This is a genomic window from Caldicellulosiruptor bescii DSM 6725 (assembly GCF_000022325.1).
Classification (GTDB): Bacteria; Bacillota; Thermoanaerobacteria; order Caldicellulosiruptorales; family Caldicellulosiruptoraceae; genus Caldicellulosiruptor; species Caldicellulosiruptor bescii.
On the sequence record NC_012034.1, the window covers coordinates 547,978 to 573,126 of the forward strand.

Below are 25,149 nucleotides of genomic sequence, written 5' to 3' on the forward strand. Positions count from 1 at the left end.
TTTAAAGGGAGCTGTCTGAAAAATAGAATAAAGACTGCTCCCTTACTGCTTTTTTGTAGGTCTTTTTTAGAACAAATCAATTTCTTCCCACTCTTTTTTCATAAGGCTATGGTACTGATCTTTAAAGAATTTCTCATGTTCCTCTTCCCACTTGGCAAGATGTAGAAGCAAACCTTTTACATTGCCATCTTCAACCTTTTCAGCAGCGTGTTTGTAAAATGCGGCAAAGTCGCTCTCAATCAGATATGCAAGCCGCAATATTGTAAGGTCTGAAAAATCTGTCTCCAAGATTTTTGAGTTGTCGGCAAGTATATGCGGGTCTACCATTTTGTTCTGGTCATCTACAACCCATGAAATTGAAATTGGTGGTTCTTGGCTGCCCAGACTTTTTAGAATATTCTCAAGATACTTGTAATGTTCTTGCTCAATCTTTACAAACTCTTCAAAAAGTTTCTTTAGATTTTCATCCTGCAGGCTATTTGCGTAAAAAGAATAAAAGTCTTGCGCATTTTTCTCCATCTTCATTCCAAATTTTAATATGTTTTCAATCTTTTTACTCATCACAAGTTCTCTCCTTTTATAAAATTTTGTTCTCAGGAATATTTATACCCAAAAGGTTTGTATTAAAAACTTTAAAATAAGTCCATAAAAATAGGGCTGCCTATTATTTCATAAACATAGCAGCCCCAAAAAAGTATTTTGTGTTCGTTTTTAAATTATTCGATAATTCCATTTCGTTTTGCCCATTCATCAACTTCTTTTGCTACTTCTTTCTTCTTTTCTTCTAACAATTTTTGATATTCATCTCTTTCTTTTTCTATCTGCTCCTCTGTTATATTATTTTGCTTTGCTAATTCCTTACCTTCAGGAGTTAATAAAAGAAAGCTCTTTTTAAAATCAGGATCAATCTTATAAATATCTTTTCTTGCTTTATGTTCAATGGCTATTGTTCGAAATTCTTTCCAAATATTTTGCCAATCATAAGGTTTTTTAATTAAATCTTTAAGGAATTTTTCATAATAGTAAATAGCAACTTTATCAATTTTATATTGAGCATATTTTCCTATATTAAATATGTTATTTTGATTTTCTTTTAAGTATTCTTCATAACCCTTTTTGAATTTTTGCTTTGTTTCAAAATCAAGCTTGATGTACATATCTGTATAAATACTATAAAAGTAATCCTTTATAAACTTGTAGAGATATTTGGCCTTTTCATCTGAGAAGTATTTTTCATAATCAAGAGTTGAAATTTCAGAAGGAATATTGTAATTTAGTCTGACATTTTCTGTTTTTAAAAGAATATCAAAACTTTCTTTGAGGTTTTTATCTAATAAATTTTGAGTTTGTTCACTCCTATTTTTATTTGTTTCAATATTTGCGTATGCAAGATTTGAATTAGTTAAAGAAGCATTATTTTTCAAAAAATAGAATTTTATGCCTACTACTGATAACAAAAGAAAAAATATCAAGAAAAGAGAAATTAATAATTTGTTTTTTCTATTCATTGCTATCATCCTTTCTACATTAACAAATTTTAATTAATACTTATTTAGGTTGTTGAATAAAAGAAATTAACATAAAAGATAATAAATAGATATATAAAAAGCCATCCTCCTTGAGGTAAAATTATAGGAAGAGAAGACAAAAAACACATAACAAAGGAGGATGGCAATGACTAATTTTATTAAAACACAAAATCAAAAATTTTTAAAGATACTTATGACAATTGAGCTCGAATAGGTGTAGAGATATTTACCACAGCGAAAGAATGTGCGAAAATAGTGAGGAGAAACTCATAAAAAGAATTGAGGCTGCCTCCATCCTGTTTGATATAATTAAAAAGTGTAATCTCCCATTCAAAAGAAAAATCAAAAAACTACCAGGATGGGAGGACAGCCTACTATGAATATTATATCATATCATGAAATGAGAAAAATATCTCCCGAAAAAGCAAGGGAATTAATCCGAAAAGTGTTTGAAAATAATAACAAAAACGTATCAAGAACTGCTAAAATATTAGGTGTATCAAGACATACTGTCAGAAGAGCAATATATGGTCCCCTTGAGGATAAATCAAGAAAACCTAAAACTTGCCCCAGAAAACTTTCTACTGAACTTGAAAATCTCATTATCGAGGAATCTAAAAGAACTGGCTTCAGATACAGACGTTTGTCTCTTTACCTGCTCAGAAAATATGGTATTAAAATAAGCGAAAATACAATAAAGTCTATTCTCAAAAGAAATGCTATACCAAGAAAATCAAGAAAGACAAAAAAGGGTGAAAGAAGTTTGTACGATTATGAAGCCCTCATTCCATTTTCTGAATTTCAACTTGATACAAAACATCTTTTAGATAAAGACAGTCTTCCTGAAGAGGTATATGAACATATGAAAAAACACAATTTACCTTGCTATGAGTGGAACATGATAGACATTGCAACAAGAGCAAGATTTACAGCCTACTCCTATGAACTTTCATCTGCTTTTGGCTTTATGTTTATATCCTTGGTGGCTTTATGGCTAAGAACGCATAATGTAAGAAACCCAATAAAAATCCGATTGGACAATGGAGAAGAATTTTGCGGAGGAAGTGAAAGAAAGCTAAAGGAGTGGAATGAGATGTTTTCTATTTTGGGTGTAGAACTAAATCCTATTCCACCAAGAGCAAAACATCTTATGGGGGTAATTGAAAATTCACATAGAGCAGATGACGAATATTTTTTAATGATTCATGCCGAAAGATGTAAAAACAAAGATGACTTTATTCAACGAGCTCAAAGGTGGCAGGATACGTGGAACTTTTTTAGACCTCATAATGGTAAAGGTATGAATGGGAGGACACCATTTGAAAAATTCATAGATTCTAAAACTCTGGTCTCCTCCCATGTGTTTCAGTTCCCTACTTTACTTCTTGAAGACTTATTAAAGAAAGTAGGAACTTTTTATTCTCTATTCTGTAATAAATTAGGTGGTAAATATGTCTTCACCACGTGCCCTTATGACAATTGAGAAAGTAATAAAAGCTCTGGGATTAAAGATAAAAAGCAGCAGAAGTAAAAAACCAAAGAAGTTTAAGTTAAGCCATATAATAGCTTGTTTTGTTTACAAAGTCAAAAACAAGATAAACAGCTTCAGGGAATTAGAATACAAGATAAACGAAGATGAAGAATTTAAAAAAGCTATAGGGATAGAGAAGAGCTTTTGACATTTCATATTTTTCGAAATGGGCCAAGATAATTGAAGAAGAATATATAGAAGAAATAGCAAGAATTTTAGCAAGAAGAATAGATCCACAGACAAAAATTTGTGCTATAGATTCTACCCCTTTGAGAAGCTCGAGGGGTGACAAAGAGGCAGAAGTAGGAGTATGTATTAGTTTAGGTTTTTTCAATGGGTATAAATTACATGTAATAGCAACAATTGGAGATGAGGTTATACCTATAGTATGGTGGTTGACACGTGCAAATGTCCATGACAGTAGAGTAGTAGAACTTTTGTATTGATCTAAGATATTTGGCTTGAAGTGATATTAGCGGATGCAGGTTATGATTGTGTAAAGTGGTTTGAGGTGGCAGATAAACTTGAGATAAAGTTTGTAGCGGCGGTAAATAAGAGAAATAGTAAGGATTTCGGTAATGTAAAAAATATTTTGAGGATAAAGAATATAGAATTTTTAGGAAGTGAAGAAGGGCAAAGGTTGTATAAGCAAAGGACAAAAATTGAAAGATTATTTGGGAAATTAAAAGGAGAATACAATTTAGAACAAGTAAGGTTAAGAGGTTTTAGAACGTATAAGAGGCATGTAGAGGGGAATAATGATTACTTATTTGATAGAGGTCTATATTCAAAAAATTGAAAACTGTAAATTTTCTTTTAAATACACGTGGAATAATTTGTAATCCTATATAATAACATTAATGGTATAATTATTTATTCAACAACTTATAAGAATAAAATAAAGACCAGTTAATTCTTACAGGTATGTTTTATAAATTAGAGTTTATTGATTATATTTTACATATTAAACAAATTTAGTAACAAATATATGAAAAAATTCATCAATATTATATATTGTTTTTTTTTTTTTTTGGGATATAATCAAACAAAAATTAAGAAACGAGGAGTGAGGGGTATGAGTAATAAAATTATTACGAATTATAACCTGATTAAGAATACTCACAACAATATTAAGGTCAATAGTTCCAATCATAGTGTTTCTGCACAAACGCTTTCAACAGGTTGGATTGTGCCTGATAAACCTTCTGTGCAGTCTACTGCTGCATACAAAGTTACACTTTCAAACACTTCTTTGCAAAAAGCTTCTACCAGCAGTAAAACTCATGGTTCGAATACACGAAATAGTGGAGGGATTTTGGGTATTTTTTCAAATATCAAAAAAGATATTAGTGACACTACAAAAAGTATTCAGAACAAAGTCAACAATTTTGTAAAATCTACAGTTTCAAATTTGAATAACACAGTTAAAACAGTAGAGCACAAAATTTCTTCAGTAGTAAAATCAACTGGGGAAAAATTAGAGACTGTTGCAAAGGATATTAAAGAAGGTTTGAAAAAAGCTGTAGATGTTACAACAACAAATAGTATTTCTGTTGTAGGGAATAAAACTATAAAAGAGAAAAAAATAACCTTGAATGTAGCAGGCAACAAAATGTATCTAAAATTTACATCTTCAGTAAGTGGAGAAGTGGGAGTTGAAAAATCTTCTCAGTACAAAGCAAATACAGAGAAGGCTTCTGGTTTTGTTGAGCACAGCAATTCTGGTAAATTGAATTTGGAATTAGAGAAGAGAAAAATTAGCAAGAGTTTTGAGAATAGCACGAGTATGAAAGTTAATGATAAAACTGAGATTGTAAGTAATGTAACAGTTAACAAAAGGGGTGCTGAGATTGCAGGTGGAACAAAACTGGTGCTTTTGAAGACACATAATCAGGAAGTTAATGTAACAGTTGGGGGAGCAGTAAAGAGCAATGGAAAAGCTGAAATAAATTTAGCTAAGGTAACTCATTCTTTATCAACAGGTAAGATAACTTCCGAACAAAGCATAGGGTTAAGCATTGATGAGAAAACTTTTAATAAGATAAAGACCACTATGCAGGGTGTATGGCTCGCAGTACCAAATGATACAAAGTTTAAGATAGGAGTTGCTGTTGGAGTTATCAAAGGGGCTGTAAATACTGTAAAGAGTTTAGTTGATGTTGTAACTCATCCAAAGCAAATCGCAGAAGGAGCAAGAGAATTAATTAAACATCCGCAGGTAGCATTAAAATATGTAGAGCAATCTATTGCTAAGGCAAAGGAAGAATTTGTAAATGGTGATGATTACAAAAGAGGAGAAATGGTAGGGGAAGCACTGTTTGAAGTAGGGGTTAGTATAGCAGGTACCAAAGGATTAGATAAATTAGCGAAGGCAGCCAAAGTATCTAATAATTTAGGAAAACTTAAAAAAGTATTTGATGTTACGACAAAAGTAGCAAAACCAGCTTTTGGTCATTAAGTTTTTGCACACAGAGCTTTGCAAAGAGCTCTGTGTGCTTTGTATTGAAGAGAGTAATTGCTTTTTGATAAAATATACCCGGTAAAAGAGTTTGTAGTAGGAAGGGGAATGAGAGTTGAAAAGGATGAGGAAAAGCAGGAAGTGGCTGATAATTGGATTGATAGGTTTAATACTGGTTTATTTTGGTTTTAAATTTTTTTCAAACAGATATATCATTGTAGATGACAAAGTTATAATGAACACTTTGTCAATTAGTGATACACATGATGTAATAACAAGCATGCAAGATAGAGGGGAGTATAATAACGCTGCAGCTCTTGCTAAATGGATTGTTAAAAATGCTAAAACTTCTGATGAAAAAATAAACGGTTATTATCGACTTGTGGAGATAGCTCACCAGATTGATAATCCGATGATGGAGGAGTATTATGCAGACCTTGCTTTGAAAAGTATAGATAATAGAACATCGAGATTGATGAGAAAAATGGCATATTATGCAAAATCTATTGCTGTTACTCAGAGGAGTTGGAAACTTGGAGAAATAGAAAGAATGAAAGAATCCGTCAACTGGTTAGAAAAATCCTTAAAGATAAATGACTCTATGAATATAAGAGACACGTGGTACTTTAATACTATGGCATACTATAGTCTTGCAGAAATATATTTGGAAGCATATGGAAATTACAAGAAAGCACTTGAATACATAGAAAAGTTCTTGGGACTTTATAAGGAAGATAATGAAAATAAATTTTTAAAAAGATATATTGAACTATTATCATATTCAGGAGACTGTTATTATGAATTAGGTATGAAGGATAAATTAAGAGAGGTGTACAGCATCTGGAAAAAGAATTATCCAAAATACAAAGATTATTTTAAAAATTATAAGTTTCAATTAAAAATGTTAGAATTTCTTAACAAACTAATTGATGGCAAATATAAAGAGGCAGAAGAGATTATGAAGAAAGAAGATCCAGAGTATTTAGGGATTTACTATTATCGAAAGGTAGGAGATATTGAAAAAGGCAAGAAAGCGTTGATAGGTTTTGGGAAGAGTAATATACAACTTTATCCATTTCCATTTTTTCAGAGGTTGGTAAAAGAGTTTAAGCTAAGTGAGAAAGAGAAAAAAGAACTTGAGGTTATGTGGAAAAGATGGGTTGAGGAAAACAGAAAAAAGTGTATGACTACAAATGTACTTAGAAGTGATAAAGAGATAGCAAAGAGGGGTTGGAAATAATGAAGTACAGGTTTGAATGCACATTTTTAGAAGCAGAGAGAGTTTATTTAGAAATCATATCAGAGAAGACAGGAAAAAAATACATTCCGATGACAAGAGGAGATGATAGTTTTGTGTGTGAGCTGGATTTGAATCCTTCTGATATTTATAGATACATTTTTGTGATTGACGACAATATAAGGCTGATAGACTGGGCAGCACCGTTTACACTGCCAACAGAAGACGGGCAGATATTTTCCTGCATAGCTATAAATGCCAACGGAGAAATCTTAACATATGATTTTGAATCAAGTATATATGTTAAAGACTTTAGCTTTTGCAATGATACAGTTGAAAGTGGGAAGTTAATTTATAAAAGAGCTTTTTCAAGGAAAGACGAGAAGGTATGTGTGAGGATTGAGTATAAAGATGTTTTGGGTTTTCATCAAAGCAGTATACTTTGGTATAAGCCTAATGGGGAATTTTTTGTTCAAAGCAGTGGTATTGTTTGGAGTGATGATGAGGGAATGGACAACATAACTGAGTGGCATTACATACAGATAAGCGATGAAATGCCTACAGGTAAGTGGAAAGTAAAGTTTTTTATTGATGGATTGTACATCTTGGAAGACTATTTTGTGATAACTCCAAGTGTATATGGCATAGAATCAGGTATATTAAAAACAAACGTATAAAGCTAAAAAGTAGTCTTTACCTTACGTATTACAGACAACATAGTTCAAATAGTGAAATAATTAAGAAGGTATTACTACAAACTTTTATGTGGTGGTGTATGACATTATGCATAAATTCTTAACTTGGGTCTATAAATAATCTTAGGATAAACTTGTCTACTTTCTATTTTTTAGTATTACCATTTTAAAAATTTTTATGCATAAATTTTTAAAATCGTGGACAAAATTTAATACTGGGTTATGATACTCTGTTTTTGATTTATTGTTTTAAACTGCTTCCATGGAAGCAGTTTAAAATGCGAACTGGTGATTGCTATCTACTTTATATACTCTCTCAAACGCTCAGGATACATTATCAAAAGCTGATTTAATATTACATCCCAATTTCTGTACCTTCGTGTCCACTTTCTTACAACATTTTTTGTTGCAAGATAAAGCATCTTTTCTAAAGCTATATCATTTGGAAATACTGATTTTGACTTTGTAACTTTCCTAAACTGTCTGTGAACACCTTCTATAATGTTTGTTGTATAAATTTATTCTTCTAATCTCTGGGGGAAACTTAAAAAACGAGGTCAGCATTTCCCAGTTGCTTTCCCAGCTTCTAAATGCATAAGGATATTGTTTCCCCCATTTCTCTTTTATTTGACAAAAATTCTCAAATGCCTCTTCTTCATTTGTTGCCTGGTATATTCTCTTGAAATCTTTTGAAAATTCTTTTATGTGTCTATACGAAACATACTTAAATGAATTTCTCAACTGGTGGATTATACATCTTTGAATATCACTCTTTGGGAACACTGCTTCTATTGCTTCTTTCAAACCAGTAAGACCATCAACACAAAACAGCAGGACTTCTTCTACTCCTCTTGTCTTTAAATCATTCAATCGACCTTGCCAGAATTTAGAACTTTCACTTTCTCCTATCCATATTCCTAAAACATCCTTATATCCCTCAATGTTAATCCCTAAAACAACATAGGTAGCTTTATTCACAATTTTACCCTCATCTTTTATCTTGTAGTGGATCGCGTCCATGAAAATAAACGGATATATCTTTTCCAATGGTCTATTTTGCCATTCTCTTATTCTATGGTACTATTTTTTCTGTAATTTTGCTTACCATCTCAGCAGATACTTCAATACCATAGATATCTTTTATTTGTTCATGAATATCTCTTGTTGTCATCCCTCTGGAATATAAAGCTATTATTTTATCTTCAATTTCAGAGATATCTCTTTTATATTTGGGAATTATCTTAGGTTCAAATTCACCTTCTCTGTCTCTTGGAATATCAATTTCCATCTCTCCAAATTTTGTTTTTACGGTTTTCTGAGTATATCCGTTTCGAGAGTTAGTAGTTTGTTTGTTTTTAATATCATATTTTTCATAACCCAGAGTTTCTTCAATTTCTGCTTCTAAAAAGTTTTGAAGTACATCTTTGAACAGGTCTTTTAAACTTTCGTAAATATCACTTACGCTCTGAATATTATTTTTTCTTATAAACTCTAAGAGCTGCTCTTTTGTTAAAACATTCTCCATAACAAAAAACCTCCTTCTTGGATATTTTTGTTATATTCTGATTCTTACCAAGAAGGAGGTTCTTATACTTTACACAAAATTATTTATAGTCTCTGAATCAACAAGCAGGACTTTTTAGCCATCGTTTATACTCCTGTAAACCAAGTTATATCTTTACTTCCTTTTTTGCCACTGTAATCGTAATAGCCTTTTTCAATCTTATTATTGCTTAAAACAATTGTATTAGGCAAAATTAAAAACATGCCTAAGATTAGAACAATAATTTTTTCAGCTTTCAAAGACTTCACCTTTAATTGTCATGATGATATGCCACAATTTGCTTTACTCTGCCTTTTGATATTTTAAATTCAATTCCGTAATAAAGAGTATCTTGATAATAAATGCTTTCAACCTCTCCTTTCTTATTATAAACAATGCCACCAAATTGCTCTATACCGTCAAACTTGGTGGGCTGAATTTTTTTTAAACCATTATCTTTTGTTTTTGAAATGACACAGTATAAAAATTTGTTATCGCCAATTTTTTCTGGGCTATACCTAAATTTATTCAACACTTTTTTATAACTGTCTCCAACTTCAATTCCTCTGGGTCCTTTTATTCCTTTTTTGTTAATTTCTGCATATATTATATATTTACTCAAATCACTTTCATTACCGGGTGCTAACCAAATAGTACCCCAATCATAGTAACAAAATTCTACATAATCACCATAAGCACCCCACCATTCTTTCTTAACCTTTTTGGGATTTCCTAATTTTTTCATTAATTCTCCCTTTGTAGATCCAAATTTTAATTCTGCCAAAACCGGTTCGTTTCTTGTATAAATAGGTTTGTTATTTCTAAAAACAAAAAGATCATCTTTAAAGATTAAAAACATTCCCATAGCAATAATTGTTATTATAACAAAAATTGTTAAAAGAACAGATATTTTTTCACCATTTTTTAACATCCTTTTCACTCTTTGGTTTTAATCTTAGTACATCCATTGATTTATTAAATTGCTTCTACACAGCCCTCTATTTTCATTTGCGGATATTTGTTTTATAAATCAATTAAACGAGCTGCATCTTAAAGGGGTTTAATTAATAAAAATCGATGTAGCTCGCTTCCAAATCAAAAATATAATCACTTATTAATAGTATCAATTTTAGAGATGAAAAATTTCTTATTCGCCATTCTCATTTAATTCCACATTCTCTATTATCTCTTTCAATATACTCAATTTGCTCCCAGTAGTAATCATCATTATATACATATAAATGATTTTTCGTTGGTATATAAAAAAAATAAAGAGAGAGTACACGTCCTATTCCGTCTTTCCTGTATCTTTCGTATCTAAAAAATTTATATCCTTCTTTCATTTCAGAAAGCATATTTTGAGCTAATTTCTCATTCAAAATTGAACTATCATATTCTTCTCCATTTTCACTGAAAAACCACGGTTTTAACTCTTCAGGAAGATTTTTTTTCCTAAAGATAACTCTTCTACAGTACCTAAAACTGCTTCAATTTCGTATCGCTTTTTTATATCTAAATCATATAGCTTTTTATTATCTTTTACATAAAGCCAATTTGAAGTTAGCTTTTCTAATTCAGGTTTAGCTTTTTTGTCAAAAATTAATAGGTCAAGAAATTGGCCTTCACATTTTACTATTTTCTCTTCTTTTATTGGTTCAGGAAACTCTGTATCAAATATCTTATACAATCTAATCCACTCAGCACGGCTTTTCACACGCTTTATTGGTTTGTGAGGAACAACATAAATCAAAAATGCTGTTGAACCAATAATAAAAACTAAAAACACTATGACCAATAAAACAATTATTAAGCATCCTCTCAAAATTTTTTTGCCTACCACCACATGGTATTACTCCCTTCTTTATTTATAAAAGAACGTTGACATTAACTGTTTCTATTTTGATAAAAATTTCATATGATTTGACAACCCCAATATTCTGCAAATCTTCTCCAAATTCATTTAACCATTCCCCAAAGCTCATTTTTCCTTTTATTAAGTCCGGTATTTGTTCTATTGAACTTTGTTTTTTAATATGGTTATCAAAGTTATAAGTATCGTGAAGCCATATACTTATGATATTTTCACTCTCTTTTTTAAAATACAGGTTAGCGTTGTTTATTGCTAAATAGAGGTCTAAATCATGATTTTTACGAAATGTTACAGGAAATTCATATTTATTTCTATTTTTTTCGTTTTTACTTAGTCCTATTATCTCTCCGACTTTCATTGTAGGGAGTAATTCTTCAGCTACAGAAATAATATGCTTCCTGGCTGTTTTATAATCTACATTCTTCTTTATTTTTTTAGACAATTCACTTTTTTCATTTGTAATTATTATATCAGAAGGCTTATCTTGCAAAGCATGCTCTAAAAAGTTTATTGCATATTTCAACTCATTACCTTTTACTGTCCTCAAAGCTTCTAACCCTACTTTCAGTTCTGTTCTTATAGCATTTATTTCAGTTTTCTTCAATGAATCTGAAATTTTCTCCCTAATATCATTTGTAAGATTTTCTAATTTTCTAAAAACAGATGGAATAGTTGAAGCTCCGATTATTTTTTAGATGTGCTATTTGTCGCATTATTACTCATAGCTTTTATTGAATTTTCTTGTTGCTGAGGTACATGGATTTTGCTTTGAGGTCTTTCGTAAACTATTTTACCATAGAACTCATCAGCAGGAAAACCTTTTTCATAAACATAGGCAGGCGAAATTTTAGAGTTGTTTTGGGCTGTATTTTGTTTTGAAGGTGAGAGATAGCTTTTTGAAATTTGCTCTGCAGTACTTTTTTGGGCTGACGGGTTTTGAAGGCAAGAGCTATTTTTAAGAGTCAAATTAAGATTATTAGAAGTTAATACAATACTTTTCATTTTCCTCATAACCCCTATTTTCATCTGCTTTTTGTTTATCATGGAATTATAATGCAAAAGTATATTGAAAAATACAGGTAAAAACAATAGTGATTTTAAACAAAAAAGCAACAATGAGTTAAAAATGTATATATAAAAAATAGACAATATATGTTTTTTGAGAAGGCACTTTAATTCTTGCGGGTGTTTTATAAATCAAATAAAAAGAGCTACATCTTAAGGAGTTCAATTAATAAAAATTGATGTAGCTCAATTCCAAATCTAAAATATAATCAGTTATTAATAGTATAAATCAACAAGTAGTACTTTTTGTCCTTCTTTTGTACTCCTGTAAACCAGATATTATATCCATTTTCTCCCAACATGGCTCCGTACTGATTTACAAACATAAACAAAGGGTCAGCATTGATAATTGCTTTTTTTAAATTGCCATTAAATATCTTGTCAAAATTATTGATAAACTCTTTTTCATTTCTTATGGTTTTCTTTTTACTATCAATTTTAACATTTATAGGATATATTATCAGTTTTGCAAGTGTTTCTTTGTCGTTTTTTATTAAATATTTTTGAATGTTAGTAGCGAATTTTACTACTTCTTCGTCTGGGAAACCAACAAAGTTATATCTTTTCCCATAATCCGTATAAATTATGTTAACAAGCTTCAATTTAAAAGGCATTTTAATTTTGCCATTACTCCAAGTTCCTTCAACTGTATCTATTGTTATCAAGTCACCATAAAAAGTTCCTGCAATTTGGCCTTTTTTGTTATATTCGATTAATGTTATTTTTCCGTTTTTCAATTTTCCTTCTACTTTTATATGCTCTTTAACTCCTTTAAAAGCGCAGAGTCCTATAATTTTTGAGTTGTTAATATATATGCTCATTATTATATCTTTACTTCCTTTTTTGCCGCTGTAATCGTAATAGCCTTTTTCAATTTTTTCATTTTTATCATTGCTTAAAACAAGGGTGCTTTGCAAAATTAAAATCATGATTGGTATTAGTACAATAATTCTTTTTCTGGCTTTCAAAGATTTCACCTCTAATTATCATGATAATATGCCACAATTTGCTTTACTCTACCTTTTGATATTTTAAATTCAATTCCATAATAGGGACTGTCTTGGTAATAAATGCTGTCAATTTCACCTTTTTCATTATAGGTTATGCAACCAAATTGTGTGATATCATCTTTTGTTTTTGGCTTGATATAGTATAGATATTTTTTGCCACCAATTTTTTCTGGACTATATCTAAATTTATTTAGCACTCTTTTATAACTATCTCCAACTTCAATTCCTCTCGGTCCTTTTATTCCTCTCTTGTTAATCACTGCGTATATTATATAAAATGAATTCTTTTTAACACCTGGTGCTAACCAAAGGTTTCCCCAATCATAGTAACAATATTCTCCATAATCACCATAAGCACCCACCATTCTTTCTTAACTTTTTTGGGATTTCCTAATTTTTTTATCAATTCTCCCTTTGTAGATCCAAATTTTAATTCTACCAAAACTGGCTCACCTTTTGTATAAATAGGCTTGTTATTTCTAAAAACAAAAAGATCATCTTTAAAGATTAAAAACATTCCCATTGCAATAATTGTTATTACAACAAAAATTGATAGAAACACAGATATTTTTTTCCTTATTTTTTAACATCCTTTTAACTCTTTGTTTTCAACAAACTTTAAAGAACATAGTTCATTTATTTTTATTTTGTAACTCTTGTAAATTATCTTTAATATAGTCTATCCTTTCAGTGTAGTAACCATCATTTAATACATATAAATGATTGGTTTTTGGAATATATATAAAATAAAGAGAAAGTTCTTTTGTTCCAGCCTTTGTTGCTTTGTAATATCTATAAAACTTATATTCCTCTTTCATTTCTATGAGCATATTCTGAGCTAATTTTTCATTCAAGATTGCACCTTTATTTTCATATACACGTTTTCCATCAATATCAAAAAAAAGTGGTTTCCACTCGTCAGGGAGTCTGTGTTTCCCTAAGGAAAAAAGTTTAGCATACCATATAATAGTTTCAATATTTTCTTTTACCTTACCAGATACATTGTCCGGGTCATTTTGTATTTTACTGTATATGTTTTCTGGTATTTTGCTATCTTTAACATAAACCCAGTTTTTTGTTAGCTTTTCTAATTTGGGTTTGTCTTTTTCATCAAAAATTAGCAAGTCAAAGAACAGAAATTCACATCTAACGATTTTTTCTTCTTTTATCGGCTCAGGAAACTCTGTATCAAATATCTTATACAACCTAATCCACTCAGCACGGTTTTTTACATACTTTGGTGGATCGGGATTTAAGTGAAGTAAAAATAGCAATATACCGACTGAGAAAGTAAAAAATAGTATAACTCCTATAACAATTATTAAAATAAATTTAAAAATTTTAATTACCATTAGATTATACCACCTTTTTTCTATTGAGGTATTAATATCTTAACTGTTTCTATTTTAATTTTAATTTCATACTCGTTAACAATATGATTTTTCTCTAAATCTTGTCCAAACTCATTAAGCCATTTACCAAAGGTTAATTTACCCTTTAACCAGTCATCTATCAACTCTATTGAATTCTCTTTCAAAGTAGCATTGTCAAAATTATATGTATCTTGAAGCCATATGCTTATAGTATCTTCATTCTCCTTTTTAAAGTATAGATTTGCATTGTTTATTGCTAAATAGAGGTCCAAATCATGTTCTTTAGAAAATGTTACGGAAAATTCTTTTTTGTTTTTATCATATTCTTCCCCAACTTTCATTGTAGGAAGTAATCCTCCAGCCACTAAAATAACCTTTTCACTTGCTTTTTTATAATCTATGTTCTTCTTTATTTTTTTAGACAATTCACTTTTTTCATTTGTAATTATCATATCAGAAGGCTTATCTTGCAAAGCATGCTCTAAAAAGTTTATTGCATATTTCAACTCATTACCTTTTACTGTCCTCAAAGCTTCTAACCCTACTTTCAGTTCTGTTCTTATAGCATTTATTTCAGTTTTCTTCAATGAATCTGAAATTTTCTCCCTAATATCATTTGTAAGATTTTCTAATTTTCTAAAAACAGATGGAATAGTTGAAGCTCCGATTATTTTTTTAGATGTGCTATTTGTCGCATTATTACTCAGAGCTTTTATTGAATTTTCTTGTTGTTGAGATACATGGATTTTGCTTTGAGGTCTTTCGTAAACTATTTTACCATAGAACTCATCAGCAGGAAAACCTTTTTCATAAACATAGGCAGGCGAAATTTTAGAGTTGTTTTGGGCTGTATTTTGTTTTGAAGGTGAGAGATAACTTTTTGAAATTTGCTCTGCAGTACTTTTTTGGGCTGACGGGTTTTGAAGGCAAGAGCTATTTTTAAGATTCAAATTAAGATTATTAGAAGTTAATACAATACTTTTCATTTTCCTCATAACCCCTATTTTCATTTGTTTTTTGTTTATTATGGAATTATGATACAAAAGTATATTGAAAAATACAGGTAAAAACAATAGTGATTTTAAACAAAAAGTGATAATAAGTGAAAAATTTTATATACAAAAAAACAATTAAATGAAATAATAATGACATTAAAAGATCATATTAAATTTTTAATACTGTGCAAACTGTTGTCACCACTCAAGTTAATTATTTACATTCATATTAGCAAAAAAAAAAAAAAAACAATTAGCATTTTAAATAAAGTTTTAGATGAAGGCAAAAAGAAATTTTGTTAATAACTAATAAGGAAACTATGGTAAAATATTAAAACTAAGAGATAAGTTTTAAAAAATTTTATGCTCCAGCCACCTGAAAATGAAAAATACTTACAGTAATCAAATGAAAAATTTAGAAAAGAAAAAAGGAGAGTAGGAGAGTATGATTATAGACTTTCACACCCACTGTTTTCCAGATGAACTTGCACCAAGAGCAATGTCAAAGCTCTCACAAAATTCTGGTATGCCATATTATCACAACGGCAGTCTGTCAGGTCTGAAAGACTCTGCTAAAAAAGCTGGAATTGACATGTGCGTGGTTCTGCCCATTGCAACAAGACCACAGCAAACAAAGACAATTAACAGATTGACCTTGTCGGTAATGGAAGAAAACAAGGACATAATTTGTTTTGGCACAGTTCATCCTGAGTTTGGCACGAAAATAGATTGTATTCAAAAATGATCTTGAAAATTAACAATATAATATGTTAAATCATTGCGTCTTTTTATTGAATAATTTTTTAGTGGAAAACAGATAAAATCAAGTCTACTATAACCATAGAAACAATATGGATATAAATAATTTTCATCTTAATAAATTTTCATCTTCTGCATTCGACTGTTCACTCTTGGGTATTGGTGAGAGGACTGGTAATACTCCGCTTGAGGCTATGGTAATTGAATATGCTCAGCTTAGAGGTACAACAAAGAATATGAGGCTTGAGGTAATTACTGAGATTGCAGATTACTTTGAAAAAGAGCTTGACTATGAGATTCCACCAAGAACGCCGTTTGTTGGCAGAGCGTTTAATGCAACAAGAGCAGGGATTCATGCTAACTGTATTTTAAAGGATGAGGAAATCTACAACATCTTTGATACAAAGAAGATTTTAAACAGGTCAATTGTCATTGCAGTTGATGCATACTCTGGGCTTGCAGGTATCGCTGCATGGATTAACACATATTTTAGGCTTGAAGGTGACAAGAAGATTGACAAGCGCGACCCGAGAGTTGCTAAAATTAAAGAGTGGGTTGACAGGGAGTACGAAAATGGAAGAACAACTGTTATTGGTGACGATGAGCTTGAAATGGTTGTCCGAGAAGTCATGCCAGAGCTTTTCAAAATGCATGGAAGCAGAGTAAAATAATTTTTCTCAAGCATTTGAAAAAAGCCAGTCCTAAAAAGTTGGACTGGCTTTTTATTTTTGTATCTTTCTTGTCTGTTTCCATTTTTCTACCAGGTTAGTCTTGACGATTAAACAATATCTATATTTATTATCAAAGACAAATAGCTCAATCAAATGAAAGGGGATATGCGATGAAATTTACTTTTTAGGAGGGGTAAAAATTAAACTAAAGGTGAACTAATTCAAGGCCAATCAGTTATATCAGCTTTTAAGCCTTTGTGAAATAACAACTCTGCTTTTTTTATGTCCCACTTTTCGAGCATTTTATCAAAATACTTGTCGGGGTCATATAAAGCTTTATCACTTTCTATAATCTTTCCGTTTTCAGATATTATGTTTTTTATCAAGCTGCAATAATTTGATAGCATATTGTAAATATCTTCGTTTGTTAAAAATTTAAGTTTATTGCTATCATTTGTAGTAATAGGTTTACCTTCTGAGAGATTAAAATATATTTGTCCTATTAACAAGTTAATATCATTAACCGTATAAAAAATAGATGGGAGCTTTGATTCATATTTTCTATATCTGGGATTTGTGTTACGTAATATTACTAAAAGACGTGCGCTACTGGTCAAGCTATCTCTTAGATATAAAAACTCCTGAGAAAAAGTCAATTTATTTTTTTTCAAATTTTCCATGAAATATAAAGCATTAAAGTAAGTATCTTTTATTGAACAGAAAAATTCATATTTAGCGGCTTTACTTGAGTTAGCAAATCTCTCTTTGATATTAAAGTAATTCCAGCAAATTACTGCCAAAATCAAGGCTAAAATAATTGATAAGAAAGCAAGTTTGTAAATAAGTTTTTTATTCATTAAGGATTTCCCCCCAAAAATAAAAAGTACTTGGGGTTGTCTTAAAAACAAAGTTTTAAAAAATTTATGTGATACTAATTAAAAACTTTATATTTATTGTAATGAAGGGACAGTCCCAATAACTTTTAAGACAGTCAAATGCAAATATTTTAGTTTTATTTAATATAATAGCTTTTGCTGCCTGTTATTTTCATAAACATATCAACCCTAATGTAGTTAATCTTTTTTTTTCATAAGCTATCACAAGCTAAGATTTATTTTTAATTTCTTTCAGAAGGGTATACTATTTTGTTTGCCTTTTCAATATCCCAGGTTTTAATAATCTTATTAAATAACTCAGTACCTGTAGAAGACTTTGTTACGTGTAAGTCTAATTTTGAAAAAAGGTCGTGATATAATAAAAACTCGTTATATATATCTTTTTTAGTTTTTATTAAAAACTTGTTATCATTGTTGTCAAATAAATTAAAAGGCTTGCCTCCATCTTTAATATACTCAATAACTTTACTCAAAAATCTACCATATTGTAAAAATGTCCAATACATTGAATTTAATTTTGCATTATAATCAAGTATCTCCAAAGAATCGATGTCTATATACTTAAGTGCCTCTATAATATAAGAAACAAATTCTACTTTAGATTTTAAAAACAATACATTTTCCATAGAAAAACCGTATTTATCAAAATTATATATTATATTATTTGTAAACCACGTGGTTTCTCGTATTTCAGAAGAGACTATCGATTTCATATTCTCCAAAGCTCTAACAAAATATGTTCTTTTTACTGAGTAATTTTTATAAAAAATAGATAAAATTAATGCTATTATAACCAAGAAAACAATATGGATATAAATGATTTTTCTCTTCATGAATTTCCTCCTCTCTCAATATACCTCCATAAATAAAAAAAGTATATTAATGCACTGCATAATTCAAAGCTTATGCAGCGCATTCATATTTAGATGGTTATGCTTTAGCATTATTGAATATAATAATTTTTTGTAATTGTTTTGTCTACAGTTGCTTCCAATACACTATATGTTAACCAAACAGGATGACGTGAATATATTTCAAAATAAAATTTATTATAAAGTGTACGACTCCCTAAAACTTTTGTTCTGTCAGTTGGCACACAAACATCATACATTAAAAGCAAGCGGTGACCTTCTGTATTTAAATATGAGTTTGATAGTGCACTAAGCTTGAAAGCCCTAACAGTATTTCCTTTTTGCTTTTCTTGCTCTTTTACTGACATAGGATACAAGTAAGTAGGGGCTAATACTTCATCTCGTGATATGATTGATCTAAAAAAATCAACTGCATTGGTATAATTTTGAGCAAAAGGTAATAATCCCACTGCTGCAACTATATCAAAATTTATATTAGTAACATAAAGTTGTTCCTCTCTACTAATTCTATACATTATATCGGTATTTCCTGTTCCAATACCTACTTGAATATATGCATTTCTTACTCTTAAATTGGCACTATTATCAAATAATTGAATTGAACCGTTATATGAAAGATAAATATACTGGGCTTCGGTTTCGATACTTAACTGAATACCACCATTTACAGCTGTGTTGTTTCTAGTATCTGAAGGTGGATTAACTGTATATCCCCATTTTAGTAAAGTTGTAAGTCTATTGCCGCTTCCTACTGGCCACTCTACAGTGTTTTTGTAGTAACCATAAGCGTTATCAGCTGTAAATAACTTCTTGCCAAGAGTAGTAAAATCACTCACGGGAACACCAGGTACTGGAGACGTTGTTGTGAGACTAACAATTTGAGATTCCTTATGGCTAACATCTTTGGTTTCTTCAAGCTGGGAAGTATTACTGTTTGCGATAAAAGGCATAAACCAATTTTCAGAAAAACCTACTTTGTCAGCTTCGTCAATGTTTGTTTTGCCAATTTCTATACCTGATTTATCAATTTCATCTTTATTATAAGTTTCAGCTGGCTCTTTAGCAACAGTATATAAGCTTGATAATTTATTTATACTGGGGAAAACATCTTCAAAGTAGAAAATATCATTTGTGTTTATGCACAATACTGCTATTTTAGCCACAGTTTTATTTTTAAGTTTTCTATTTACAGGAAGAAGAAGTCCTTCATTGGCGTTATTTTCAAGTATAAATGATAATATTTTGTAATCTCCTTCATTGTTAAATAATACTGTTAGAGATCTTGTTTTCTTCAACATCATGTTTTGAGAATAATATATTTTTCCAGTTGCTTGAATTAAGTTTTGCATATTTTTATTTTCTATTACAGCTTCTAAAATAAGCTCATCATTTTTTATTTGCATTTTTTTAATTATCAATTTAGAATCCAGTTGATTTTCGGAATCAACTTTAACAAAATTTCCACCTTTATATTGTATTCCTTTTAAAATACCATTGTCAACAATCAATTCATTGTTTTCTGCATACGCTTTAATATTAAAGGCACTCGTAATAAGAGAAAAAGATATTATCATCAATACTGCTAGTATTTTAGTAATTATTTTATTTCTAACTATCATAATACTCCTCCTCCTACTCAAGTTAATTATTTATATAACTGCAATTCACAATTTTAACAACAATTCCCTTCTTACATTATATTTTGATCAGAATCGGATATAAATGCTGTTTCATTTATGCACCGCATAACACATACTACAAAATAAACTTCAGAAAGCCGAAGACGCCAAAGAACTTTTAGCAAAGACAAAAACCAATTTTTATTTTTTCTGCACATAATTTTTTGCTGCTACATAAAAAGTTTCCTCTTAATGTTTCTTTTTTCTGTACTTTTGTATAATTTAACCTAATATATACCATAGTAATATAGAATGCTATAAAGTTATTCTTTGTGCTTTTATAGTTTTTAGTATATTAGAAATCCTTAGTAAATCACCCTTCGACTCTTTGGTATATTTGAAAATAGAATAAGAAGAACAAAGTTGTTGAATTAGAAGACAAAAGTTTTAGATAATGAAATCACCTCTCAAGTTAATTATTTACTTTCATATTAGCAAAAAAAAAAAAAAAAAAAGAAAAAAACAATTAGCATTTTAAATAAAGTTTTAGATGAAGACAAAAAGAAATTTTGTGAATAATTAATAAGGAAACTATGGTAAAATATTAAAACTGGAGATAAGTTTTAAAAAATTTTATGCTCCAGCCACCTGAAAATGAAAGATATTTGCAATAATCAAATGAAAAATTTAGAAAAGAAAAAAGGAGAGTAGGAGAGTATGATTATAGACTTTCACACCCACTGTTTTCCAGATGAACTTGCACCAAGAGCAATGTCAAAACTTTCACAAAATTCTGGTATGCCATATTATCACAACGGCAGTCTGTCAGGTTTGAAAGAGTCTGCTAAAAAAGCTGGAATTGACATGTGCGTAGTTCTGCCCATTGCAACAAAACCTCAGCAAACAAGGACAATTAACAGATGGGCCTTGTCGGTAATGGAAGAAAACAAGGACATAATTTGTTTTGGCACAGTTCATCCTGAGTTTGATAAGTGGAAAGAAGAGATAAGGTGGTTAAAAGAAAACGGGTTTGCTGGAATAAAATTTCACCCTGATTATCAGGATTTTTTTGTAGATGATAAAAAGATGTACCCCATTTATGATGCTATTGCAAAAAACGATATGGTTATACTTTTTCACAGCGGAGTTGATCCGGCTTTTATGCCACCTTACCATTGTACACCAAAAAAGCTTCATAAGGTCCTAAAAGATTTTTCGGGTGCAAAGATTGTTGCAGCGCATATGGGTGGATATAGATTTTTTGATGAGACGCTTGAGCACTTGATAGGTGAAGATGTGTATCTTGATACATCCTTTTTCTTTGGTGAAGTTGATATACAAAATCCAGAAGAGATTTTCAGAAATCATGGGATAGATAAGATTTTGTTTGCAACAGACTCTCCCTGGAAAGACCAGAAAAGAGAAGTTGAGTATGTAAATAGCTTAAGACTTTCTGTAGAAGAGAAAGAAAAGATTTTTTGGAAGAATGCACAGCAGCTACTTGGACTTAAAATTGTCCATAGGGCAAAGTGAGATGTTTTGCTCAAAGGTCACTTAACAGCAAATATTAGAAAGAGAGGCTTTTTAAAATTGAGAGCCAAAATAATTGTCAATAACTGGACGTTCAAAGGTGGGTATTTAGCAGAGCATGGTCTTTCAATTTTGGTTATAAAAGATGACAAAAAGATTTTGTTTGACTGTGGGCAGACAAATGCCATTGTGAAAAACATTGAGAAGATGGGTGTGGGCTTTGATTTTGATGCAATTGTTCTGAGCCATGCCCATTATGACCACATAGGTGGTCTTAAATTTCTTATTGAAAGAACAGATTGTAATATTTGGGTGCACCATGGATTTTTTGAGAAAAAGTTTGCCAAAAGAGAAGGGGAGTATAAATTTATAGGTGAAAATTTTGAAGTGCTTGACATGGCAAGGTTTAAGGTTGTTAATGAAGATGTCTATGAGATGTTTGATGGTATTTTTGTGGTGAATGTTACCTCAGGTAAGGAATCTGATGAGTTTTATATTCTCAAAGATGGTCGGTTTCAAAGCGATTTGTTTTTAGAAGAACAATCTCTAGTAGTTAAAGAAGATAACAAACTTATACTTATTGTTGGCTGCAGTCATAATGGAATTGAGAATATTATAGAAAAAGTGGAAAAATGCTTTTCTCAGAGCATCTTCGCAGTAATCGGCGGATTTCATTCAAAGGACTTTCAACAAGATGATTTGCAAAGGCTTTGTCAGTTTTTCAAGAATAAGAGAATCTATAAGCTTGTACCTCTTCACTGCTCTGGGACAGAAGCATTAATTTATTTTGGTAATAATCTACCAAATAAGCTAAAAGTTTGTGGTGTGGGAGATGTGATTGAAATATCATCATAATTATTAAAAGGTGGTAGTACCGCATGAGAAAAGATTTCTGGAAAGATAAGACCATCATTATTACAGGGGCAACATCTGGTCTTGGGAAGGAAATGACAAAGATTTTACTTGAAAAAGGTGCAAAGGTTGTTGCCATTTCAAGGTCAGAAGAGTCTTTAAAAGGGCTTCAGAATGAGCTCATAATGTTTTCGAAAAATCTCTTTTTAATAAAGGCTGATGTGAGCTTCAAAAAAGATTGTGAAGATGTTTTTAAAACCATAAAAGATGAGCTAAAAACGGCAGATTTCTTAATTAACAACGCAGGAGTTGGCTTGAGATGTGAAGTGGAAGAAATCGATGAGCTTGATCTTAAAAAGGTATTTGATACTAACTTTTTTGGTGCTTTTTACATGATGAAGTATGGAATAGCCTTTTTTAAAGAACAAGGAGGAGGCACAATTGTGAATATTTGTTCGCTTGGTGTGAAAAGACCTGTGCCATTCACAAGCGGCTATACAGCTTCAAAAGCGGCATTGTCGGTCATGGCTGATGTTGCAAGAATTGAATTAAAAAAGTACAATATAACCATTTTAAATGCATATCCAGGTTCTATTTCAACAAGCTTTAGAAAAAAAGCTTTAGGAAAGCCATATCCAGAAGATGAAATTCGGCTTTCAAGGCTTTCGCCGGATGTTGCTGCAAGAAGAATTATCGGGGGTATTGAGAAGAACAGGAAAGAGATATACACATCTAAAAAAGACTATATATTTGTGCTTTTTACCCGCCTTTTTCCACACCTTTCAGATTTTATAGTTGAAAAAGCATTTAAAAAAAGTTAAAAAGATTGTAATAGTCTTTGCACCTAAATTCCTTGACACGAATAAAAATACGTGCTAAAATATTTCAAAATTTAATTTGAAAATAACAAAAAGCTATTAGCAAAAAAGCAATTGTCCGACAAATTAAAGTAGCATGGTCGGACTTTTCATATATAAAGGGTGGGATTGTATTTATGGCAAAGATGACGGTAGCACGGGCAATGGTAGAGGTTTTAAAAAGCGAAGGTGTAGAGATTATCTTTGGCATTCCAGGTGCGGCAATATATCCGTTTTATGATGCTCTTTATGATTCTAACATAAAGCATGTCCTTGTGAGAACAGAACAGGCAGCAGTTCATGAGGCAAGTGGATATGCGCGCACAACTGGCAAGGTAGGTGTGTGCGTTGCAACCTCTGGGCCTGGTGCTACAAATCTTATAACTGGCATTGCAACTGCATATATGGATTCAGTTCCTATTGTGGCTATCACAGGTCAGGTAAATTCAAGTTTAATTGGAAAAGATGTGTTTCAAGAAGTGGATATAACAGGGGCAACAGCTCCGTTTACCAAGCATAACTATCTTGTAAAAGACCCTAAAAAAATTGTAAGGATTTTAAAAGAAGCATTCTATATAGCTTCAACAGGAAGACGAGGACCTGTTTTGATAGATGTTCCTATAGATGTTCAGATGCAGGAGATTGAATTTGAAATCCCAAAAGAAATTGATATTCCTGGCTACAAGCCAAAAGAAAAAGGGCATCCTCTGCAGATAAAAAGGGCAGTAGAGGCAATAGAAAGCTCAAAAAGACCTGTTGTATGCAGCGGTGGTGGAGTTATTGCATCAGGGGCATCAGAGGAGCTTCGAATTTTAGTAGAAAAGCAAAAGATCCCTGTAATTTCAACCCTAATGGGAATTGGCTGTATTCCTACAGACCATCCTTACTATCTTGGCATGATAGGCTCACATGGGCAAAGAGAGGCAAATTTGGCGCTCAGACAAGCAGACCTTTTAATTGTGATAGGTGCGCGGCTTGCCGACAGGGCGCTGGGTGATACAAAGATTACTGACAATATGAAGATTATTCATATAGACATTGACCCTGCTGAGATAGGCAAAAATGTTGACACAAACATTCCAATTGTTGGCGATGCAAAACAGGTGCTTTCAGAGATTAATAAAAGAATTTCAGAAAGAAAAGATTTTTGGGCTCATGAGATTAAAGCGCAAAGGAAAGTTCTTCCAGATGATGACAAGCTTCATCCTTATGATGTGCTAAGAGAAATTTCAAGGGCATACAATGGTGATTATATAATCACAACAGATGTTGGTCAGCATCAGATTTGGGCGGCTCATAATCTATATATCAAAGAACCAGGAACCTTTATAACTTCGGGTGGACTTGGTACAATGGGATATGGCGTCCCTGCTGCAATTGGCGCAAAGTTTGGAAGACCCGAGAAGGAGGTAATTAGCATCACTGGCGATGGAAGTTTTCAGATGCTTTTGCAGGAACTTGCAACAATAAAAAGAGAGCAGGTACCGGTAAAAATTGTGCTTTTTAACAATACAAGGCTTGGAATGGTATATGAGCTTCAGAAAAAAAGATGTACAGGCAGATTTATTGCAACATGCTTGGATGGTAACCCTAACTTTATGATATTAGCAAAAGCATATGGCATTGAGAGTATGAGGCTTGAGAGCAAGGAAAAGTTAAAAGAGGCTATTGAGATTATGAAAAGCCACAATGGTCCATTTTTGCTTGAAGTTGTAACAAGCCCTGATGAGCCAACTATACCTTAAGGGTTTAATTGAGTTTACCAAAATTTTTGGTGATAGGGGGAT

22 protein-coding genes and 4 pseudogenes are annotated in these 25,149 nt (G+C 31.1%); 11 read left to right on the top strand and 15 right to left on the bottom strand.

Annotated features, from left to right (window positions below; all coding sequences use genetic code 11):
- Positions 1–66: 66 nt before the first annotated feature.
- A complete protein-coding gene (locus ATHE_RS02355) occupies positions 67–561 on the bottom strand; it encodes a ferritin family protein (RefSeq protein ID WP_015907072.1) in 495 nt (164 codons plus the stop codon).
- Positions 562–716: 155 nt separating this feature from the next.
- On the bottom strand, positions 717–1,508 hold the full coding sequence (locus tag ATHE_RS02360) for a hypothetical protein (protein ID WP_015907073.1): 792 nt from the start codon (positions 1,506–1,508) through the stop codon (positions 717–719).
- Positions 1,509–1,905: 397 nt separating this feature from the next.
- Here ATHE_RS02360 and ATHE_RS02365 point away from each other — a divergent pair, with 397 nt between their 5' ends.
- The 5 genes and pseudogenes from ATHE_RS02365 to ATHE_RS02385 all read left to right on the top strand — a co-directional run bounded on the left by ATHE_RS02365 (position 1,906) and on the right by ATHE_RS02385 (position 7,432).
- Positions 1,906–3,012: an IS481-like element ISCbe2 family transposase gene (locus ATHE_RS02365; RefSeq protein ID WP_015907074.1), complete on the top strand. Its 1,107-nt coding sequence runs from the start codon at positions 1,906–1,908 to the stop codon at positions 3,010–3,012.
- A pseudogene (locus ATHE_RS02370) lies at positions 2,981–3,902 on the top strand (transposase). The gene ATHE_RS02365 and the pseudogene ATHE_RS02370 overlap by 32 nt, the downstream one beginning before the upstream one ends.
- 233 nt (positions 3,903–4,135) lie before the next feature.
- The gene (locus ATHE_RS02375) at positions 4,136–5,518 is read left to right on the top strand and encodes a hypothetical protein (RefSeq protein WP_015907075.1); all 1,383 of its coding nucleotides are present in this window, start codon (positions 4,136–4,138) and stop codon (positions 5,516–5,518) included.
- A 124-nt stretch (positions 5,519–5,642) separates the two neighbouring features.
- Complete coding sequence (locus tag ATHE_RS02380) at positions 5,643–6,758, top strand: hypothetical protein (protein WP_015907076.1); 1,116 nt, start codon at positions 5,643–5,645, stop codon at positions 6,756–6,758.
- Complete coding sequence (locus ATHE_RS02385) at positions 6,758–7,432, top strand: hypothetical protein (RefSeq protein WP_015907077.1); 675 nt, start codon at positions 6,758–6,760, stop codon at positions 7,430–7,432. Before ATHE_RS02380 ends, ATHE_RS02385 begins: the two co-directional genes overlap by 1 nt.
- 317 nt (positions 7,433–7,749) lie before the next feature.
- On the opposite strand, the pseudogene ATHE_RS14205 reads toward ATHE_RS02385, so the two are convergent.
- The 10 genes and pseudogenes from ATHE_RS14205 to ATHE_RS14915 all read right to left on the bottom strand — a co-directional run bounded on the left by ATHE_RS14205 (position 7,750) and on the right by ATHE_RS14915 (position 15,297).
- Positions 7,750–8,975 (bottom strand): annotated as a pseudogene (locus ATHE_RS14205) (IS256 family transposase).
- Positions 8,976–9,100: 125 nt separating this feature from the next.
- Positions 9,101–9,253 (bottom strand): hypothetical protein, encoded by a 153-nt coding sequence (locus ATHE_RS14595; protein ID WP_015907078.1) that lies wholly within the window; start codon positions 9,251–9,253, stop codon positions 9,101–9,103.
- An 11-nt stretch (positions 9,254–9,264) separates the two neighbouring features.
- Positions 9,265–9,924, bottom strand: a complete 660-nt coding sequence (locus ATHE_RS02400) for a hypothetical protein (protein ID WP_015907079.1) — start codon at positions 9,922–9,924, stop codon at positions 9,265–9,267.
- 495 nt (positions 9,925–10,419) lie between these two features.
- Positions 10,420–10,833 (bottom strand): hypothetical protein, encoded by a 414-nt coding sequence (locus tag ATHE_RS14905; RefSeq protein WP_232421998.1) that lies wholly within the window; start codon positions 10,831–10,833, stop codon positions 10,420–10,422.
- Positions 10,834–10,858: 25 nt separating this feature from the next.
- Positions 10,859–11,467, bottom strand: a complete 609-nt coding sequence (locus tag ATHE_RS02410; protein WP_049760238.1) for a hypothetical protein — start codon at positions 11,465–11,467, stop codon at positions 10,859–10,861.
- An 80-nt stretch (positions 11,468–11,547) separates the two neighbouring features.
- Positions 11,548–11,865, bottom strand: coding sequence for a hypothetical protein (locus ATHE_RS02415; protein WP_231503246.1), 318 nt, complete (start codon positions 11,863–11,865; stop codon positions 11,548–11,550).
- Positions 11,866–12,137: 272 nt separating this feature from the next.
- Entirely contained in the window at positions 12,138–12,896 is a 759-nt protein-coding gene (locus ATHE_RS02420) for a hypothetical protein (protein WP_015907082.1), read from the bottom strand.
- An 11-nt stretch (positions 12,897–12,907) separates the two neighbouring features.
- A complete protein-coding gene (locus ATHE_RS14910; RefSeq protein WP_232421999.1) occupies positions 12,908–13,303 on the bottom strand; it encodes a hypothetical protein in 396 nt (131 codons plus the stop codon).
- 267 nt (positions 13,304–13,570) lie between these two features.
- Complete coding sequence (locus ATHE_RS02430) at positions 13,571–14,290, bottom strand: hypothetical protein (protein ID WP_015907083.1); 720 nt, start codon at positions 14,288–14,290, stop codon at positions 13,571–13,573.
- A 20-nt stretch (positions 14,291–14,310) separates the two neighbouring features.
- Positions 14,311–15,297, bottom strand: coding sequence for a hypothetical protein (locus ATHE_RS14915; protein ID WP_231503249.1), 987 nt, complete (start codon positions 15,295–15,297; stop codon positions 14,311–14,313).
- Between the two features lie 454 nt (positions 15,298–15,751).
- On the opposite strand from ATHE_RS14915, the pseudogene ATHE_RS02445 reads away from it, so the two are divergent.
- Both ATHE_RS02445 and ATHE_RS02450 read left to right on the top strand, forming a co-directional pair.
- Positions 15,752–16,021: pseudogene (locus ATHE_RS02445) on the top strand (amidohydrolase family protein); the annotation flags it as partial.
- A gap of 175 nt (positions 16,022–16,196) precedes the next feature.
- A pseudogene (locus ATHE_RS02450) lies at positions 16,197–16,736 on the top strand (2-isopropylmalate synthase); the annotation flags it as partial.
- 221 nt (positions 16,737–16,957) lie between these two features.
- Here ATHE_RS02450 and ATHE_RS02455 read toward each other — a convergent pair.
- From ATHE_RS02455 to ATHE_RS02465, 3 genes are all read right to left on the bottom strand, one after another.
- Complete coding sequence (locus ATHE_RS02455) at positions 16,958–17,593, bottom strand: hypothetical protein (RefSeq protein ID WP_015907085.1); 636 nt, start codon at positions 17,591–17,593, stop codon at positions 16,958–16,960.
- A 260-nt stretch (positions 17,594–17,853) separates the two neighbouring features.
- Positions 17,854–18,465, bottom strand: coding sequence for a hypothetical protein (locus tag ATHE_RS02460; RefSeq protein WP_013431064.1), 612 nt, complete (start codon positions 18,463–18,465; stop codon positions 17,854–17,856).
- A 110-nt stretch (positions 18,466–18,575) separates the two neighbouring features.
- Positions 18,576–20,123 (bottom strand): hypothetical protein, encoded by a 1,548-nt coding sequence (locus ATHE_RS02465; protein WP_015907086.1) that lies wholly within the window; start codon positions 20,121–20,123, stop codon positions 18,576–18,578.
- A gap of 717 nt (positions 20,124–20,840) precedes the next feature.
- Between ATHE_RS02465 and ATHE_RS02470 the strand changes: the two genes are divergently transcribed.
- The 4 genes from ATHE_RS02470 (at position 20,841) to ilvB (ending at position 25,107) form a co-directional block, all read left to right on the top strand.
- On the top strand, positions 20,841–21,656 hold the full coding sequence (locus ATHE_RS02470; protein WP_015907087.1) for an amidohydrolase family protein: 816 nt from the start codon (positions 20,841–20,843) through the stop codon (positions 21,654–21,656).
- Positions 21,657–21,713: 57 nt separating this feature from the next.
- Complete coding sequence (locus tag ATHE_RS02475; RefSeq protein ID WP_015907088.1) at positions 21,714–22,508, top strand: MBL fold metallo-hydrolase; 795 nt, start codon at positions 21,714–21,716, stop codon at positions 22,506–22,508.
- Positions 22,509–22,531: 23 nt separating this feature from the next.
- A complete protein-coding gene (locus tag ATHE_RS02480; protein WP_015907089.1) occupies positions 22,532–23,326 on the top strand; it encodes an SDR family NAD(P)-dependent oxidoreductase in 795 nt (264 codons plus the stop codon).
- 173 nt (positions 23,327–23,499) lie between these two features.
- On the top strand, positions 23,500–25,107 hold the full coding sequence (gene ilvB / locus ATHE_RS02485) for a biosynthetic-type acetolactate synthase large subunit (protein WP_015907090.1): 1,608 nt from the start codon (positions 23,500–23,502) through the stop codon (positions 25,105–25,107).
- Positions 25,108–25,149 lie beyond the last annotated feature (42 nt).